14 protein-coding genes are annotated in these 15,782 nt (G+C 67.2%); 11 read left to right on the forward strand and 3 right to left on the reverse strand.

Annotation, left to right across the window (positions count from 1 at the left end; translation table 11 throughout):
- Positions 1-110 precede the first annotated feature (110 nt).
- Both AC5P5S_RS10610 and AC5P5S_RS10615 read right to left on the reverse strand, forming a co-directional pair.
- Complete coding sequence (locus AC5P5S_RS10610) at positions 111-938, reverse strand: META and DUF4377 domain-containing protein (RefSeq protein ID WP_005411853.1); 828 nt, start codon at positions 936-938, stop codon at positions 111-113.
- A gap of 73 nt (positions 939-1,011) precedes the next feature.
- On the reverse strand, positions 1,012-1,806 hold the full coding sequence (locus tag AC5P5S_RS10615; protein WP_024956253.1) for an undecaprenyl-diphosphate phosphatase: 795 nt from the start codon (positions 1,804-1,806) through the stop codon (positions 1,012-1,014).
- 223 nt (positions 1,807-2,029) lie between these two features.
- Here AC5P5S_RS10615 and glnA point away from each other — a divergent pair, with 223 nt between their 5' ends.
- The 11 genes from glnA (at position 2,030) to AC5P5S_RS10670 (ending at position 14,328) form a co-directional block, all read left to right on the forward strand.
- On the forward strand, positions 2,030-3,439 hold the full coding sequence (gene glnA / locus AC5P5S_RS10620) for a type I glutamate--ammonia ligase (protein ID WP_005407550.1): 1,410 nt from the start codon (positions 2,030-2,032) through the stop codon (positions 3,437-3,439).
- Positions 3,440-3,762: 323 nt separating this feature from the next.
- Positions 3,763-4,101: a P-II family nitrogen regulator gene (locus tag AC5P5S_RS10625; RefSeq protein WP_004134334.1), complete on the forward strand. Its 339-nt coding sequence runs from the start codon at positions 3,763-3,765 to the stop codon at positions 4,099-4,101.
- 21 nt (positions 4,102-4,122) lie between these two features.
- Entirely contained in the window at positions 4,123-5,553 is a 1,431-nt protein-coding gene (gene amt / locus AC5P5S_RS10630) for an ammonium transporter (RefSeq protein WP_197614273.1), read from the forward strand.
- 223 nt (positions 5,554-5,776) lie between these two features.
- Positions 5,777-6,523: an N-acetylmuramoyl-L-alanine amidase gene (locus AC5P5S_RS10635; protein WP_060380146.1), complete on the forward strand. Its 747-nt coding sequence runs from the start codon at positions 5,777-5,779 to the stop codon at positions 6,521-6,523.
- Between the two features lie 67 nt (positions 6,524-6,590).
- Positions 6,591-7,757, forward strand: coding sequence for a murein transglycosylase A (gene mltA / locus AC5P5S_RS10640; RefSeq protein ID WP_062606412.1), 1,167 nt, complete (start codon positions 6,591-6,593; stop codon positions 7,755-7,757).
- Between the two features lie 109 nt (positions 7,758-7,866).
- Positions 7,867-8,181: a hypothetical protein gene (locus tag AC5P5S_RS10645; RefSeq protein WP_062606395.1), complete on the forward strand. Its 315-nt coding sequence runs from the start codon at positions 7,867-7,869 to the stop codon at positions 8,179-8,181.
- 107 nt (positions 8,182-8,288) lie between these two features.
- Positions 8,289-10,334, forward strand: a complete 2,046-nt coding sequence (locus AC5P5S_RS10650; RefSeq protein WP_062606393.1) for a TonB-dependent receptor — start codon at positions 8,289-8,291, stop codon at positions 10,332-10,334.
- 170 nt (positions 10,335-10,504) lie between these two features.
- Complete coding sequence (locus AC5P5S_RS10655) at positions 10,505-11,566, forward strand: two-component system sensor histidine kinase NtrB (protein ID WP_012478732.1); 1,062 nt, start codon at positions 10,505-10,507, stop codon at positions 11,564-11,566.
- On the forward strand, positions 11,559-13,007 hold the full coding sequence (gene ntrC / locus AC5P5S_RS10660; protein WP_099472779.1) for a nitrogen regulation protein NR(I): 1,449 nt from the start codon (positions 11,559-11,561) through the stop codon (positions 13,005-13,007). Before AC5P5S_RS10655 ends, ntrC begins: the two co-directional genes overlap by 8 nt.
- A gap of 93 nt (positions 13,008-13,100) precedes the next feature.
- On the forward strand, positions 13,101-13,670 hold the full coding sequence (locus AC5P5S_RS10665) for a superoxide dismutase family protein (RefSeq protein ID WP_005407586.1): 570 nt from the start codon (positions 13,101-13,103) through the stop codon (positions 13,668-13,670).
- A gap of 31 nt (positions 13,671-13,701) precedes the next feature.
- Positions 13,702-14,328, forward strand: a complete 627-nt coding sequence (locus AC5P5S_RS10670) for a superoxide dismutase family protein (protein WP_099472778.1) — start codon at positions 13,702-13,704, stop codon at positions 14,326-14,328.
- Between the two features lie 493 nt (positions 14,329-14,821).
- Here AC5P5S_RS10670 and AC5P5S_RS10675 read toward each other — a convergent pair whose 3' ends face one another.
- Positions 14,822-15,709, reverse strand: coding sequence for a hypothetical protein (locus AC5P5S_RS10675; protein WP_005407588.1), 888 nt, complete (start codon positions 15,707-15,709; stop codon positions 14,822-14,824).
- Positions 15,710-15,782 lie beyond the last annotated feature (73 nt).

The raw sequence follows: 15,782 nt of genomic DNA on the forward strand, positions 1-15,782 counted from the left end.
CCGCTGGCCGGCAGCATCCGTGTGTTGGCAGTGCCGCGCAGGGCAGTCGGCCAGCGGCCGGCCCTACCGACCATGAAGAAGGGCGGCCTCTCGGCCGCCCTTCCATCGTTTTATTTCTTCTCGATGGCCGACTCGACCACCATGTCCAGCACGTACGCCTGCGACGGCGCATCGGCCGGCGGGTTCTTCACCTCGTAGCGCTTCACGCGCACCACGTTGCGCACGCCGTCTTCGTGGGTGTAACCCTCGATGTTGCCGTAGAAGTTCTCGAACTTGCCCGGCTCGCCCTGCTTCAGGCCCTTGTCGTCGAACTTCACTTCGCGCACCTGCAGGCACTGGTAGTCCGGGATCAGCGGGTGCGAGCACTTCTCGGTCTTCGCAGCCACTTCCAGGAACACGGTTTCGCCGGCGCCGCCGTAGCGGGTTTCAGCGGTCGGTTCCGGGTTGAACACCAGCACGTCGCCCTTGGCGGTGGTCAGGGTCAGCTTGCCATCGGCATCCTGCTCGGCCTTCAGCTCGCCCTGCAGGCGGCTCGACACAGCCTCGTCCAGCGCCATCAGCGCCTTGTCGTTGCAGGCCATCATGGTCGAGGCCATCGCACTGACCGTCAGCTTGCCGTCGGCCAGGGTGTAGCCGCCACCCATGTGGTTGCAGGCGTTGCTGACCGACAGGCGGCCATCAGCGAAGTCCAGGGTGACCGGCTTGTCCTCGCGGGCGAACAGCGCGTCGATGCGCTTGCCGTCGGCGCCGGTGGCCTGCTGCAGCAGCCAGTGCTGGCTCTGCAGGCGCTGCGCATCCAGGTGCGCCAGCGTCTGCTGGTCTGCTGCCTTGGCCGCGGCCGGGGCCACGTCGTCGCCGCCGGTGCCGGCCGGTGCCGGGGTCTGGCTGCAGGCGGCCATCAGGGCCAGCGGGAGGAGCAGGGTGAGCTTGCGGTTCATGGTGATTCTCCTTGGGGAACCGTGGGGGAAACGGGGTAGGGCCGGCAACGGGGTTGCCATGCCCCGGTGCTGTTCAGCTGCCGGAAGGCAGCCACAGCAGCAGTGCCGCGCCCAGCGCGATGCGGTAGATGGCGAAGGCGGTGAACCTGTGCGACTTGATGTAGCCCATCAGCCACTTCACTACGACGAAGCCGGTGACGGCCGCGGCAAGGAAGGCCACGCCCACGTCGGTCCAGTTCTCGCTGCCCAGCTGCCCAGCCTTGGCCATTTCCAGGAAGGTGTAGGCGCTGGCGGCGAACATGGTGGGAATGCCGACCAGGAACACGAACTCGGCGGCGGCCGCGCGGCGGCTCAGGCCCAGCAGCATGGCCAGGAAGATGGCCGAGGCCGAGCGCGAGGTGCCGGGGAACACGCCGGCCACGACCTGCGCCAGGCCGACGCCGATCGCCACCGTCCAGGTCACCTGGTCGCGGTCGGGCAGGCGCGCGGTGTAGGCCTCCACCAGCAGCATCCAGACGCCACCGATGATCAGCGCCCAGGCCACCGGGCTGACCGTTTCCGGCAGCGACCAGCCGGCCTTGCGTACCACCAGGCCGACCACCGCGGTGACCAGGAACGCCGCGCCCAGCTTGAACACGTACTCGCGGTTCCCGCGCTGGTTGAAGCCGGTGGCCAGCTGCAGCAGGCGCTGGCGGAACACCAGTACCACGGCCACGATGGCGCCGGCCTGGATGACGATGTTGAAGAAGTCCGAACGGGCACCCAGCCAGTGCTGGGCGATGAGCAGGTGGCCGGTGCTGGAGATCGGCAGGAACTCGGTCAAGCCTTCGAGGATGCCCAGCAGCAGGGCGGAGAGCAGGTCGGACATGGACGGTGCGTGCACGCGCGGCGGAAGGAAGAAGGGCGAGAGGATAGACGATCCGCGCTGCACCAAACGGGTGCGTCTGGTGGTTGGTGCACTCGTTTGGTGCGCCGCGTTCTGCACCCGCACGGGGCGGCCTTCATGAAATCAATGACTTGCGGCATCTGAAAAGTTGGCACGGTCGTTGCTCTACCTCAGCAGGCATTCATCCCCATCCGAGGTCGTACCGATGTCCGTGGAAAACGTTGAGAAGCTGATCAAGGACAACCAGATCGAATTCGTCGATCTGCGCTTTGTCGACATGCGTGGTGTCGAGCAGCACGTGACCTTCCCGGTCAGCATCGTCGAACCGTCGCTGTTCGAAGAAGGCAAGATGTTCGATGGCAGCTCGATCGCCGGCTGGAAGGGCATCAACGAGTCGGACATGGTGCTGCTGCCGGATACCGCCAGCGCCTACGTCGACCCGTTCTACGCCGATCCGACCATCGTGATCAGCTGCGACATCCTCGACCCGGCCACCATGCAGCCGTATGGCCGTTGCCCGCGCGGCATCGCCAAGCGCGCCGAGGCCTACCTGAAGTCCTCCGGCATTGCCGAAACCGCGTTCTTCGGCCCGGAGCCGGAATTCTTCATCTTCGACTCTGTCCGTTTCGCCAATGAAATGGGCAACACTTTCTTCAAGGTCGATTCCGAAGAAGCCGCCTGGAACAGCGGCGCCAAGTACGACGGCGCCAACAGCGGTTACCGTCCGGGCGTGAAGGGCGGCTATTTCCCGGTTCCGCCGACCGACACCCTGCACGACCTGCGCGCCGAGATGTGCAAGACCCTGGAACAGGTCGGCATCGAAGTGGAAGTGCAGCACCACGAAGTGGCCACCGCCGGCCAGTGCGAGATCGGCACCAAGTTCAGCACCCTGGTGCAGAAGGCCGACGAACTGCTGCGCATGAAGTACGTGATCAAGAACGTCGCGCACCGCAACGGCAAGACCGTCACCTTCATGCCCAAGCCGATCGTCGGCGACAACGGCAGCGGCATGCACGTGCACCAGTCGCTGTCCAAGGGCGGCACCAACCTGTTCTCCGGTGACGGCTACGGCGGCCTGAGCCAGCTGGCGCTGTGGTACATCGGCGGCATCTTCAAGCACGCCAAGGCCATCAATGCCTTCGCCAACTCGGGCACCAACAGCTACAAGCGCCTGGTGCCGGGCTTCGAAGCGCCGGTGATGCTGGCCTATTCGGCCCGCAACCGTTCGGCCTCGTGCCGCATTCCGTGGGTCTCCAACCCGAAGGCGCGCCGTATCGAAATGCGCTTCCCGGACCCGATCCAGTCCGGCTACCTCACCTTCACTGCGCTGATGATGGCCGGCCTGGACGGCATCAAGAACCAGATCGACCCGGGCGCACCGAGCGACAAGGACCTGTACGACCTGCCGCCGGAAGAAGAGAAGCTGATCCCGCAGGTCTGCTCCTCGCTGGACCAGGCGCTGGAAGCGCTGGACAAGGACCGCGAGTTCCTGAAGGCCGGTGGCGTGATGAGCGATGACTTCATCGACGGCTACATCGCGCTGAAGATGCAGGAAGTGACCAAGTTCCGCGCGGCCACCCACCCGCTGGAGTACCAGCTGTACTACGCCAGCTGACCGGATGCGATGGCGGTGGGCTTCCCCCTCCCACCCGCCGCCATCGCTTCCGTTTTCGCGGCTGGGGAGCCGCGGTCAGATCGGGGTCGGATCCCGTTCGTTTACGAATGGGCTCTGACCCCTGATCCAGGGGCAAGAGAGAGACCGGATACGCGACCAGGGCCGCCCTCCCTCCCGCGTCGGTCGTGCAAGGAGAGAGGCACGGCCGTCCCGGCCCTGTACGTGTCCGGTGCAACAGCCACGGTCATCATCCTGATGACCCGTGGTTGCCTGATGCCAACGCGCACTGGCGCGCTGGCCCCATCCACCCTCGGGACATGCGCATGAAACTGATCTCCGCCATCATCCGACCGTTCAAGCTCGACGAGGTCCGCGAGGCCCTGTCCGATGCAGGCGTGTCGGGCATCACCGTGACCGAAGTGAAAGGCTTCGGCCGCCAGAAGGGCCACACCGAGCTGTATCGCGGCGCCGAGTACGTCGTCGACTTCCTGCCCAAGATCAAGATCGAAACCGTGGTCACCGACGAGCGTGCCGATGCGGTGATCGAAGCGATCCAATCGTCGGCAGGCACCGGCAAGATCGGTGACGGCAAGATCTTCGTCACCGCCGTCGAACAGGTCATCCGTATCCGCACCGGCGAAATCGGTGCCGACGCGCTGTAACCCCCTTCCGGAGACTCCCCCATGAAGATGCGCCTTCTCACCGGGTGGCAAGCCCGGTTCCATATCGTGTGCCTGTTGATGCTGCTCAGCGCGCTGGCCGCGGGTGCCTGGCCGGGCAATGCCCACGCCCAGGCGCAGGTGTCGCCGCTGCCAAGCGAAAGCGTGGCCGTTGAACCGCTGCAGGACCCTGCAGCTGCAGCCGCTGCACCGGCCGTGGCCGAAGCGGCCGCCGCCTATGATCATGGCGACGTGGCCTGGATGCTCACCTCCACCCTGCTGGTGCTGTTGATGGTGGTGCCGGGCCTGGCCCTGTTCTACGGCGGGCTGGTGCGCTCGAAGAACGTGCTGTCGGTGCTCAGCCAGATCCTGGTGGTGTTCTCGCTGGTGCTGCTGCTGTGGGTGGCCTACGGCTACAGCGCGGTGTTCAGCGCGGGCAATCCCTTCTTCGGGTCGTTCACCGAGTTCGCCTTCCTCAAGGGCTTCACCCCCGAGTCGGTCGGCAACACACCGATCAAGGGCCTGCCGGACTATCTGTTCGTCGCGTTCCAGTCGACCTTTGCCGGTATCACCACCGCGCTGATCGTCGGTGCCTTCGCCGAGCGCATCAAGTTCCGCGCGGTGCTGCTGTTCTCGGCGCTGTGGTTCACCCTCAGCTACATCCCGATGGCCCACATCGTCTGGGGTGGCGGCTACCTGGGTGAGCTGGGTGCCATCGACTTCGCCGGCGGTACCGTGGTGCACATCAACGCGGGCGTTGCAGGCCTGGTTGCCGCGTGGTTCGTCGGCAAGCGCCTGGGCTATGGCCAGACCGCGCTGAAGCCGCACAACGTGCCGTTTACCTACATCGGCGCAATGCTGCTGTGGGTGGGCTGGTTCGGCTTCAACGCCGGCTCGGCGGCGGCGGCCGATACCGTGGCCTCGCTGGCCTTCCTCAATACCGTGCTGGCTACGGCAGCTGCGGTGCTCGGCTGGACGCTGGTGGAAGCAATCAGCAAGGGCAAGCCATCGGCACTGGGCGCTGCTTCGGGTGCGGTGGCCGGCCTGGTCGGCATCACCCCGGCATGTGGCACGGTCGGCCCACTCGGCGCGATCATCATCGGCTTCGTCGCCGGCGTGGTCTGCGTCTGGGGCGTGACCGGCCTCAAGCGCCTGCTGAAGGTGGACGACACTGCCGACGTGTTCGGTGTGCATGGTGTCGGCGGCATCGTCGGCGCGATTCTCACCGGTGTGTTCAGTGCACAGTCGCTGGGTGGTACCAAGGCCGGTCTGGATATCGCCCACCAGGTGTGGGTGCAGGTGGTCAGCGTCGGCCTCACCGTGGTGTGGTCGGCGGTGGTGACCGCGGTCATCTTGCTGGTGGTCAAGGTCGTGGTCGGCCTGCGCGTGACCGAAGAGGCCGAACGCACCGGCTTGGATGTGACTTCGCACGGCGAATCTGCCTACGAGGCCTGAAGTAGCGGCAGAGCTATTGCATTGATGTTGTGGGTGCCGACCGTTGGTCGGCACTTCCACTGTCCTCGTTCTGGTAGGTACCAAGCTTGCTTGGCACGGGGTCTGCTCTGGTGGGTGCCGACCGTTGGTGGCACAGCCGGAGTGGCGCATCCACGCCTGGCGTGGACCTACCGAATCTTCCTTGTGACATGCATCATCGCGCCTGATCGCGCACAATCAGGCCATGCACCCGATCCGCACTGTCCTGATGCTCTCGGCCTGCCTGCTGCTGGCTGCCTGTGCCTCCGCGCCGCAGGAAACCCGCAACCCGCTCGCCACCTGGGTGCCATCACCCAACCAGAACGCGCGCACGCCTGTCATCATCGTCATCCACCACACCGAGCAGAAGTCGGTGCAGCAGAGCCTGCATACGCTGCGCACGGCCAACAGCGGTGGACCGGTCAGTGCACATTACCTGGTCGGTGCCGACGGCCATCGTTACCAGCTGGTCGCCGATGAGCGCCGTGCCTGGCACGCCGGCGCCGGGCGCTGGGGCACCATCACCGATCTCAATTCGGCCTCGATCGGCATCGAGCTCGACAACGATGGCCGCAGCCCGTTCAGTGCGGCGCAGATCGAATCGCTGATCGTGCTGCTGCGCGACCTCACCTCGCGCCTGAACATCCCGCCGCGCCAGGTGATCGGCCACGCCGACCTGGCGCCGACGCGCAAGCAGGATCCGAGCCGCTTCTTCCCGTGGCAGCAGCTGGCCGAGGCCGGCTTTGGCGTGTGGCCGCGCGCGGCCGACGGTGCTGCGCCAGAGGGTTTCGACGCGTGGAATGCGCTGGCCCGCTTTGGCTATCCGCTGGACAACCGCGAGGCCACCGTCGCCGCCTTCCACCGCCGTTTCCGTGGCCGCGACGACCTGCCGAAGACGCTGGATGCCGAAGACGCGCGCATCCTGTACTCGCTGCTGCTGCAGACGCCGTGACCCCGCGCATGAACGCTTGACCCCGCGCCGGGTTGCCGCCCAGCGGCCGGCCCGCCACCATGGCGGCATGATCGATTCCGCCACCTTCGTCAAGCGCAGGCACTGCATCCTGCTGGCAGCGGCCGTGCTCGCCGGTTGCGCCACCACCGCCCCCCGCACCGGATCTGAAGTGCCGACGCCGGTCACGCCGCCCGCGGCCACCTATGCCAAGGCTGCATGGAGCGCATTGCCCCCGGTCTCCGATACCGATCTGCAGGCGGGCTTCGTTGCCTGGCGCAGCAGCTGCACCCGCCTGAAGAACGATGCCGTCTGGGCCAAACCCTGCGCCACGGCCGCTGCGGTATCAGACAAGGACCCGGCCGCGATCCGCCAGTTCCTGCAGCGCGACCTCGATGCCTATGCGCTGCGTGCCGGTGGCCACCAGGCCGACGGACTGATTACCGGCTACTACGAGCCGATCTATGCCGGCAGCCTGACCCGTACCGCCACGGCGACCGTACCGGTCTACGGCACGCCGGATGATCTGGTGGTGGTGCAGCTGGAGAGCCTCTACCCGGAACTGAAGGGCAAGCGCCTGCGCGGTCGCGTCGAAGGCAAGGTGCTCAAGCCCTATGACGACGCCGGCACCATCGCGGCCAAGGGCGCCAACGCCCCGGTGCTGGCCTGGCTGACCGACCCGATGGACCTGCAGCTGCTGCAGATCCAGGGATCCGGCCGCGTGCGCCTGGCCGATGGCAAGCAGGTGCGTCTGGCCTATGCGGAACAGAATGGCCACCCCTACCGCGCCATCGGGCGCTGGCTGGTGGACCAGGGCCAGCTGAAGAAGGAAGACGTCACCATGGACGCGATCCGCGCCTGGGCACGGGCCAATCCCGCGCGCGTGCCGGAACTGCTGCGCAGCAACCCCAGCTACGTGTTCTTCGTGCGCAACCCGGACAGCCCGGAAGGCCCGCGTGGTTCGCTGAACGTGCCGCTTACCGCCGGCTACAGCGTGGCGGTGGACCGCAGTGTGGTGCCGCTGGGCAGCCTGCTGTGGCTCTCCACCACGCGCCCGGACGGCACTCCGGTGGTGCGCCCGGTGGCCGCGCAGGACACCGGCGGCGCCATCGCCGGTGAGGTGCGCGCCGACCTGTACTGGGGCAGCGGGGATGCCGCCGGCAAGCTGGCCGGCGACATGAAGCAGAAGGGCAATATCTGGATGCTGTGGCCGAAGGGCGTGCCCCTGCCGAACTGAACCAGCAGGGGGTCGGATCCCTTTCCAAAGGGAAGGGCTCTGACCCCGGATGCCTGATAATGGCGCCATTCCGAACTTTCCGGCCGCGCCTGCGGCCAGGACCCCTGCAATGACCTACGCAAAGCACAACGCAAAACCCGGCGCGAAATCCGCCGCAAAGAAGTACTACAAGCACTGGGCCGAATCGCGCCTGGGCAAGGGCAACGTGCTGATGGAAGCCCGTGGCGAGAAGATCGTGCGCCAGGTGGAAATCTACGGCACCAGGATGGTCTGGGCCGACGAGCATGCCCACAGCGACGACCGCTTCCTGCTGGCCGACCAGCCAGTGTCGTTCCTGGATTTCGACGAGGACGACGAAATCTCCGCGCGTGAATTCGAAGCCGCCTGGAAGAAGGCACGGGAAGCCACCGGCTACCCGGTGTAATCCAAGCCCCCGGCACCCGCCCTTGTAGCGCCGAGCCTTGCTCGACGCTGCAAAAGTGGGCATGTGAAGTGTTATATGATTACATTTCACCGCAGCCGCCCCTTCCCATGAAGACTCCAACCCTTGTGGCCGCCCTCGCGGCCGCTCCGTTCGCCCCTGAAGCTTTCGCACAGTCCGCCGATGCCGCGCTCACCCTCGGCAAGGTGCAGGTGCACCAGCACGGCGAAGGCCAGCTCAGTGCGCACCAGGTGCTGACCTCGGTGGACGTCCTGGGTGCAGACCAGATCGAAAACCGCAACGTCTCGCACAGCTGGGAACTGCTCGGGCAGATGCCCGGCATCCAGCTCACCGAAACCCGGCAGGGCGCCGAATCGGGCAAGGTCAGCTTCCGCGCCTTCAACGGCGAGGGTTACCTCAATGCCATCAAGACGCTGATCGATGGCATCCCCAGCAACGTCAACAGCGGCAACCAGCGCTTCATCGACATGCTGTTTCCGCTGGACATCAGCTACATCGAAGTAGTGCGCGGGACCAACGACCCGCGCTATGGGCTGCACAACATCGGTGGCAACGTGAACTTCGGTACGCGCCAAGGCGGCAGCTACACCGATGCGCGCCTGGCCTACGGCAGCTACAACACCCGTGATGCACAGCTGGCGGTTGGCCGCGAAGCCAATGGCTTCGCGCAGAACTATTTCGTCGGCACCCAGGCCAGCGATGGTTATCGCGACCACGACACCTCCAGGAAGTATTCACTGGGCGGCAAGTGGTTCTTCGGCACGCTGGACGAAGGGCTGCGCGTGGGCCTGACCGCGCGCGCCTACCACCATGAGGCCGACGAACCGGGCTTCATGACCGCCGAGGAACTGCGCACGCACCGCCGTGGCAGCGAGCTGCGCAACGGCAACGACGGTGATGACCGCGACATGCGCCAGCTTGCCGCGCACCTGGATATGAAGCTGTCCGACGCACTCACCTTCGGCACGCGGCTGTACTACAACCGCTACGAAGACGACCGCCGCGTGACCTTCAGCAACCTGCCCACCGGCAACCTGCCGCGCCAGCGCCGCGTGTGGGACGAGCGGCAGCATGGCCTGCTCAGCACGCTGACCTGGCAGGCCAGCCCCGCGCTTACTGTCGAGGGCGGCCTGAACTACGAGCAGCAGGACAACGGCTACATCCGCGAGCGCTACGCCTACGCCGAACCCACCGATTTCAGCCAGCCGCCGGCGCGGGTGCAGAACAACGATCGCCACAGCTTCGACAACTGGGGTGCCTACGTGCAGGCCGTCTACCAGCCGGTCGAGGCCTGGAAGATCGTGCCGGCCTACCGCGTGGACCGTTTCAGTGGCCGCACGCACCTGATGAACGGCATCACCGCTCGGCTGCAGGATTACGGCAGCATCGGTCAGCCCAAGCTGAGCATCATCCACAGCCTGGGCCAGACCACCCACGTCTACGCGAACTGGGGCCGCACCTTCCAGGTACTGACCGGGTCCACCGCGCCGGCCTACCTCACCCCCGGGCAGGCACCGATGCAGCCGTCCACCAACACCGGCATGGAGCTGGGCCTGAAGTTCCAGCCGTTCCAGGGCGCCCAGGCGCGCCTGGCGGTGTGGCAGCAGGACGCGGAAAACGAGGTATCCAACATGCCGGCCACTGGCACCACGGTCACCCTGGGCAAGACCCGCCGACGAGGCGTGGATGCGCAGTTGAGCCTGCAACTGGGCGACGACTGGACGGTATGGGCTTCGCACGCCTACCAGGAAGCGAAGATCACCCGCGACGACCGCGATGCCGGCATTTCCCTGCAGGGCCGCGAAGTGGCTGCCACCCCGCGCCATATCAGCAATCTGGGTGTGGATTACCGCGCCAGCGACGCGCTGCGCCTCGGCCTGCAGGCGCGTGCACAGGGCGATTACTATCTGGAAGAACGCAACGTGGCCGGCAAGTTCGGTGGCTTCGCCGTGCTCGACCTCAGTGCTGCCTATCAGCTCACCCCGCGTTTCAGCGTGGACCTGCAGCTGAAGAACGTCACCGGCCGCCAGTACGCCTACGCCTGGTACGACAGCTTCTTCTGGGACAGCGCCCGCCCGATGTTCTCGCCGGCCCCGGGCCGCAGCGTGTTCGTCGGCCTGAACATGAAGCTGTAACCGGCCACGCATCTGGTAGTGGTCGAGCTTGCTCGACCTGCGGCAGGGGTCAGAGCCCTTTCCTGACGGAAAGGGATCCGACCCCGGATCCCGCAGCGCAAGGGGTCAGATCCCTTGCCGCGAGGAAAGGGCTCTGACCCCGAACCCCCGTTTTGCACTACATTGGTGCAATGTCCGACCCCGCACCCCCGCCGTCCCTCGATGCCCTGGGCACGCCGCTGGCCTGGGCCGGGGCCGATGGCTGCATTGCCGGCTGCAATCCGGCCTTCGCCCGCTGGCTGGGCGTCAGCGTCCGGCGCCTGCTGGGTCGGCCATTGGTCGCCTTGGAAGTGCAGGGCGAGGCGTTGGCCCATTTCCTGGCCCGCGACGAGCGCGACAGCCTGCGCCTGAACCGGCTGGCGCTGGCGGTGCCCGGCGAGGCGCCGCGCTTCGCCGAGGGCTGGATGAGCCGCCGCGACGATGGCGGCTGGCTGCTGGAGGCGCATCCGGTCGATGAGTTCCCAGGACTCGATCCCACCCAGGCGCTGCCCAGCGCGCTTAGCGCGGCGCTGAAGGGGCTGGCCCACGAACTGCGTAATCCGCTGGCCGGGCTGAAGGGCGCGGCGCAGCTGCTGGCGCGGCGTGCCGCTCAGCGCGACGCCGGCGAACGTGAGCTGATCGAACTGATCGGTTCGGAGATCGAGCGCCTCAACGGCCTGCTCGACCAGCTGTTGTCGCCGGCCCCGGCCGCGCCGCATGCCGAACTGAACATCCATGCCGCGCTGGAACGCGTGCTGCGCCTGGCCGAGAGCGAAGCCGGCTGGGCGGTGCGCCTGCAGCGTGACTACGACCCCAGCATCCCCGAATTCCATGGTGACGCCGACCGCCTCACCCAGGCGGTCTGGAACCTGGTGCGCAACGCGATCCAGGCCGGCGCCGGCAACATCACCCTGCGTACCCGCGTGGAGCATGGCGTGCGCATCGCCGAGCAGCTGCACACGCTGGCGTTGCGCCTGGAAATCGCCGACGACGGCCGTGGCGTGCCGGAGGAACTGGCTGAACACCTGTTCCTGCCCTTGGTCAGTGGCCGTGCCGAAGGCACTGGCCTGGGCCTGGCGCTGGCCCAGCAGGTGGCGCGCGAGCATCGCGGCACGCTGACCTACCGCTCGCGCCCGGGCCATACCGTGTTCACTCTGCTGCTGCCGATCGTCAGCGGCGCTGCCCCGGCCGAGGAGGCCCCGCGCGATGTCTGAGTCTTCTTCGTCCCCGCAGTGCATCTGGGTGGTCGATGACGATCGGGCCGTGCGCTTCGTGCTGTGCACCGCGCTACGCGAGGCGGGCTACCAGGTCCTCGATTTCGACAGCGCCGCACCCGCCCTGCAGGCGTTGAGCGAAGGCCCGCCACCGGCGCTGCTGTTCACCGATGTGCGCATGCCCGGCGACGATGGCCTGGTGCTGCTGGACAAGCTCAAGGCCGCGCTGCCGCAGCTGCCGGTGGTGGTGATGTCGGCCTATACCGATGTAGCCAGCACGGCCGGCGCGTTCCGCGGTGGCGCGCATGAATTCCTGTCCAAGCCGTTCGATCTGGACGATGCGGTGGCACTGGCGCAACGGGTGCTGCCGGCCGTCGCACCGGCATTGGCAGCGGCCACACCTGCGGCCGAAGCGCATAGCGACCAACCGCCGCAACTGGTGGGCGATACCCCGCCGATGCGCGCGCTGTTCCGCGCCATCGGTCGCTTGGCGCAGGCACCGCTGGCGGTGCTGATCACCGGCGAGACCGGCACCGGCAAGGAGCTGGTGGCCAATGCGCTGCATCGCGAATCACCGCGCGCGCAGGGGCCCTTCGTCGCGCTCAATACCGCTGCAATCCCGTCCGAGCTGCTGGAAAGCGAGTTGTTCGGTCACGAAGCCGGCGCCTTCACCGGCGCGCAGCGCCGCCATATCGGCCGCTTCGAGCAGGCCGATGGCGGCACACTGTTCCTGGATGAGATCGGCGACATGCCGCTGCCGTTGCAGACCCGGCTGCTGCGCGTGCTGGCGCAGGGCGAGTTCTTCCGCGTCGGTGGCCGTGAACTGATCCGCGTCGACGTGCGCGTGGTCGCCGCCACCCACCAGGACCTGGAAGGGCTGGTTGCACAAGGAAAGTTCCGCGCCGACCTGCTGCACCGCCTCGACGTGGTGCGCCTGCAGCTGCCACCGCTGCGCGAGCGCCGCGAGGACATCGCACAGCTGGCCAGTACGTTCCTGGCCGCCGCCGCGCGCAAGCTGGATACGCCGCCGAAGCGCCTGACCGCGGCCGCACTGCAGGCGTTGCGCGAACACGACTGGCCGGGCAACGTGCGCGAACTGGAAAACGTGTGCTGGCGGATGGCGGCGTTGGCGGCCGCCGACACCATCGGCGTGGCCGACGTCGATACCGCGCTCAACCGTACGCGCGGTCGTCGCAGCAGCACCACCAGCGCCGATCCGGGGCAGTGGGAAGCGCTGCTGGCCGAATGGGCACGCCGTCAGCTGGCCGAAGGCGTGGAAGGGCTGCACGCGCAGGTGCGCGAGCGGGTCGACCATGCCCTGCTGGAGGCCGCGCTGCAGATCACCCACGGCCGCCGTGCCGAAGCCGCGGCCCGCCTGGGCCTTGGCCGCAATACCCTTACCCGCAAGCTGGGCGCCGGACGCCGCCGCGGGGGCCATTGAACGGCCCCTGCACGCGATCCTCGCGCCCGCTTGCCGAACTGTTGATCGTTCATGGACGATGCAACGCTTAGTGTCATCTGCAAGGAGTCCTTGATGCGTCTGTCCTTTGCCATCCTGCCGTTGTCCGCCGCCGTGCTGCTGTCTGCCTGCGGCAGCGCGCCGAAAAAGACCGAACCTACTCCGCCGCCGCCGACCGTGGTCAGCGCAGCGAAGCAGGGCGAGGCCAATCTTGCGCCGGCCTCGGCCAGCATTGTCAGTGGCCGCATCGCACTGATGGTGGAGCCCGGCGGTATCCACATCACCGGCCTGATCGGTGGCCTGCAGCCGATGCAGCAGGCCGGCTTCCACATCCACGAGCGCGGCGACTGCAGTGCGGTGGATGCCAGCAGTGCCGGCAATCACTTCAATCCCGGTGGCGCTGCGCATGGCCGCGCCGGCACCGGCAAGCACCACCTGGGCGACATGGACAATCTGCGTGCCGACGCCCAGGGCCGCGCCAACGTCGATATCCACCTCAAGGGCGTTACCCTTGGCGGAGGCGCCGCCACCGATATCGCCGGACGTGCACTGGTCGTGCATGCCAACGCCGACGACTATCGCAGCCAGCCCGCCGGCAATGCCGGCGTCCGCATCGCCTGTGGCGTGATCCGGGTTGTCCGCTGATCACTGCAGGCACCATCCAGGGAGAGATTCCATGCGCTTGATCCACACTTCGCTGTTCGCAGCCATTGCTGCGCTGGGCCTGGCGGCCTGCAACCAGCAGCCGGCCGCGCCGCAGGCTGAAACCCCGCCGGCCGCGCCGGCCGACGGTGCCACCACCGAACCGGCTGCAACGCCGGCCCCGGCGGCTGCACCGGCTGCCGATGCTACGGCCAGCGCCGAGCTGACACCGACCCAAGGCAACGAGACCAAGGGCAGCGTCACCTTCAAGGTGGTCGATGGCAAGGTCCACGTGACCGGCCAGATCAGCGGCCTGAAGCCGGGCAGCGAGCACGGCTTCCACATTCACGAGAAGGGCGACTGCAGCGCCCCGGACGGCATGAGTGCCGGTGGCCACTTCAACCCGGGCAAGCAGGACCACGGCAACGTCGCCACCGATCCGCACCACGGCGGCGACATGCCCAACATCAAGGCCGACGACAAGGGCGTGGCCACCATCGACGGCCCGGTGTCGAGCAACGTCAACATCGGCAAGGGTGATGACTTCGACATCATCGGCCGTGGCCTGATCGTCCACGCCGATGCGGATGACTACAAGACCCAGCCGACCGGCAACGCCGGCGCGCGCCTGGCGTGTGCGGTGATCCAGAAGGCGCCGTAAGCGCGCTTTTGCTGGAAATGGAAAACGCCGGCGCAAGCCGGCGTTTCTCATGATCGGTAGTGCCGGCCGCTGGCCGGCAATCGCGGATCCGGATGTTGCCGGCCAGCGGCCGGCACTACCCGTCTTCAGCGCGCCAGCAGTTCGCGCGCGTCCTGCCCGGCCTCGCAGTGCACGAACAGCACTGCGGCCATTTCTGCTGAAACGGAAAACGCCGGCGCAAGCCGGCGCTTTTCCTGATCGGTAGTGCCGGCCGCTGGCCGGCAATCGCAGATCCGGATGTTGCCGGCCAGCGGCCGGCACTACCCGCCTTCAGCGCGCCAGCAGTTCGCGCGCATCCTGGCCGGCCTCGCAGTGCACGAACAGCACTGCGGCTATTTCTGCTGAAACGGAAAACGCCGGCGCAAGCCGGCGTTTTTCCTGATCGGTAGTGCCGGCCGCTGGCCGGCAATCGTAGATCCAGATGTTGCCGGCCAGCGGCCGGCACTACCCGCCTTCAGCGCGCCAGCAGTTCGCGCGCGTCCTGGCCGGCCTCGCAGTGCACGAACAGTACCGGCACGCCATGTGCTTCCAGCACCGCGGCCATCTGCCGCTGGCGCATCAGGAACTGCTCGTAGATGCCCTTCAGGCGGTCGCAATCGTTCTTGCCGTGATCGTAGTGCGCGCACCAGCCGGCCGGATCGAACAGCGCCATGCGTGCTTCGCCATGCGTGTAACGCAGCAGCGGCTCGGGCGCGGCGTTGAGCCATTCGTCTTCACCGGGGGCCATGATCGCGGTCTCGATCAGCGGCCACAGCGCAGCCAGGCCCTGGTTGTCGTACTGCATCGACATCATCGCGGCCAGATCATTCACGGTGAAATAGCGCGCGTGCTCGATGCGGGCACCGAAGGTGTTCTGCGCCATCAACGCGGTGTCGGCATGGGCCATGCCATTGGCCAGCAGCGTGTCTTCCAGCGCCTCGGCCACCGCATTGGTCGTCGCCACGTCGCTGCCGGTCAGCAGGAACGGCACCACGCGCAGGCCGCCGCCCACCAGGCTGGCGTCGGCCTGGAACGGTAGCGGCACGTCGCCCTGGGCGTCGGTACCAAAGGCCAGCAGGCGCGGGCCCTGGTTGCGGCCCGGCGCACGCATCTGCAGTTCTTCCAGGCGGCGATGGATCGGCCAGCCCGGGCGCAGCACCTCGGCCGGGTCGAAATGGGCGGCGGCGAACACCAGGTCCAGCTCGGCCACCTGCGGCACCAGCTTGGACAGGTCGCGGCCGACGCGATCGGCCAGTTCACCGGCCTGTTCGGCGCTGAGTACCGCCTGGCGGGGGATTTCACCGCCGGCCAGTTCCAGGGCCAGCACGCCAAGGGCATTCATCGCGGGGTCGGGTTTGCTCATGGTTCCACGGTTGGCCCATCACAGGGCGGCAGCTACACTTGGCTCCATTATGCCTGCTCCGCCGTGCAGGCCA

This window comes from Stenotrophomonas sp. YJH_SMC_54 (assembly GCF_059368435.1).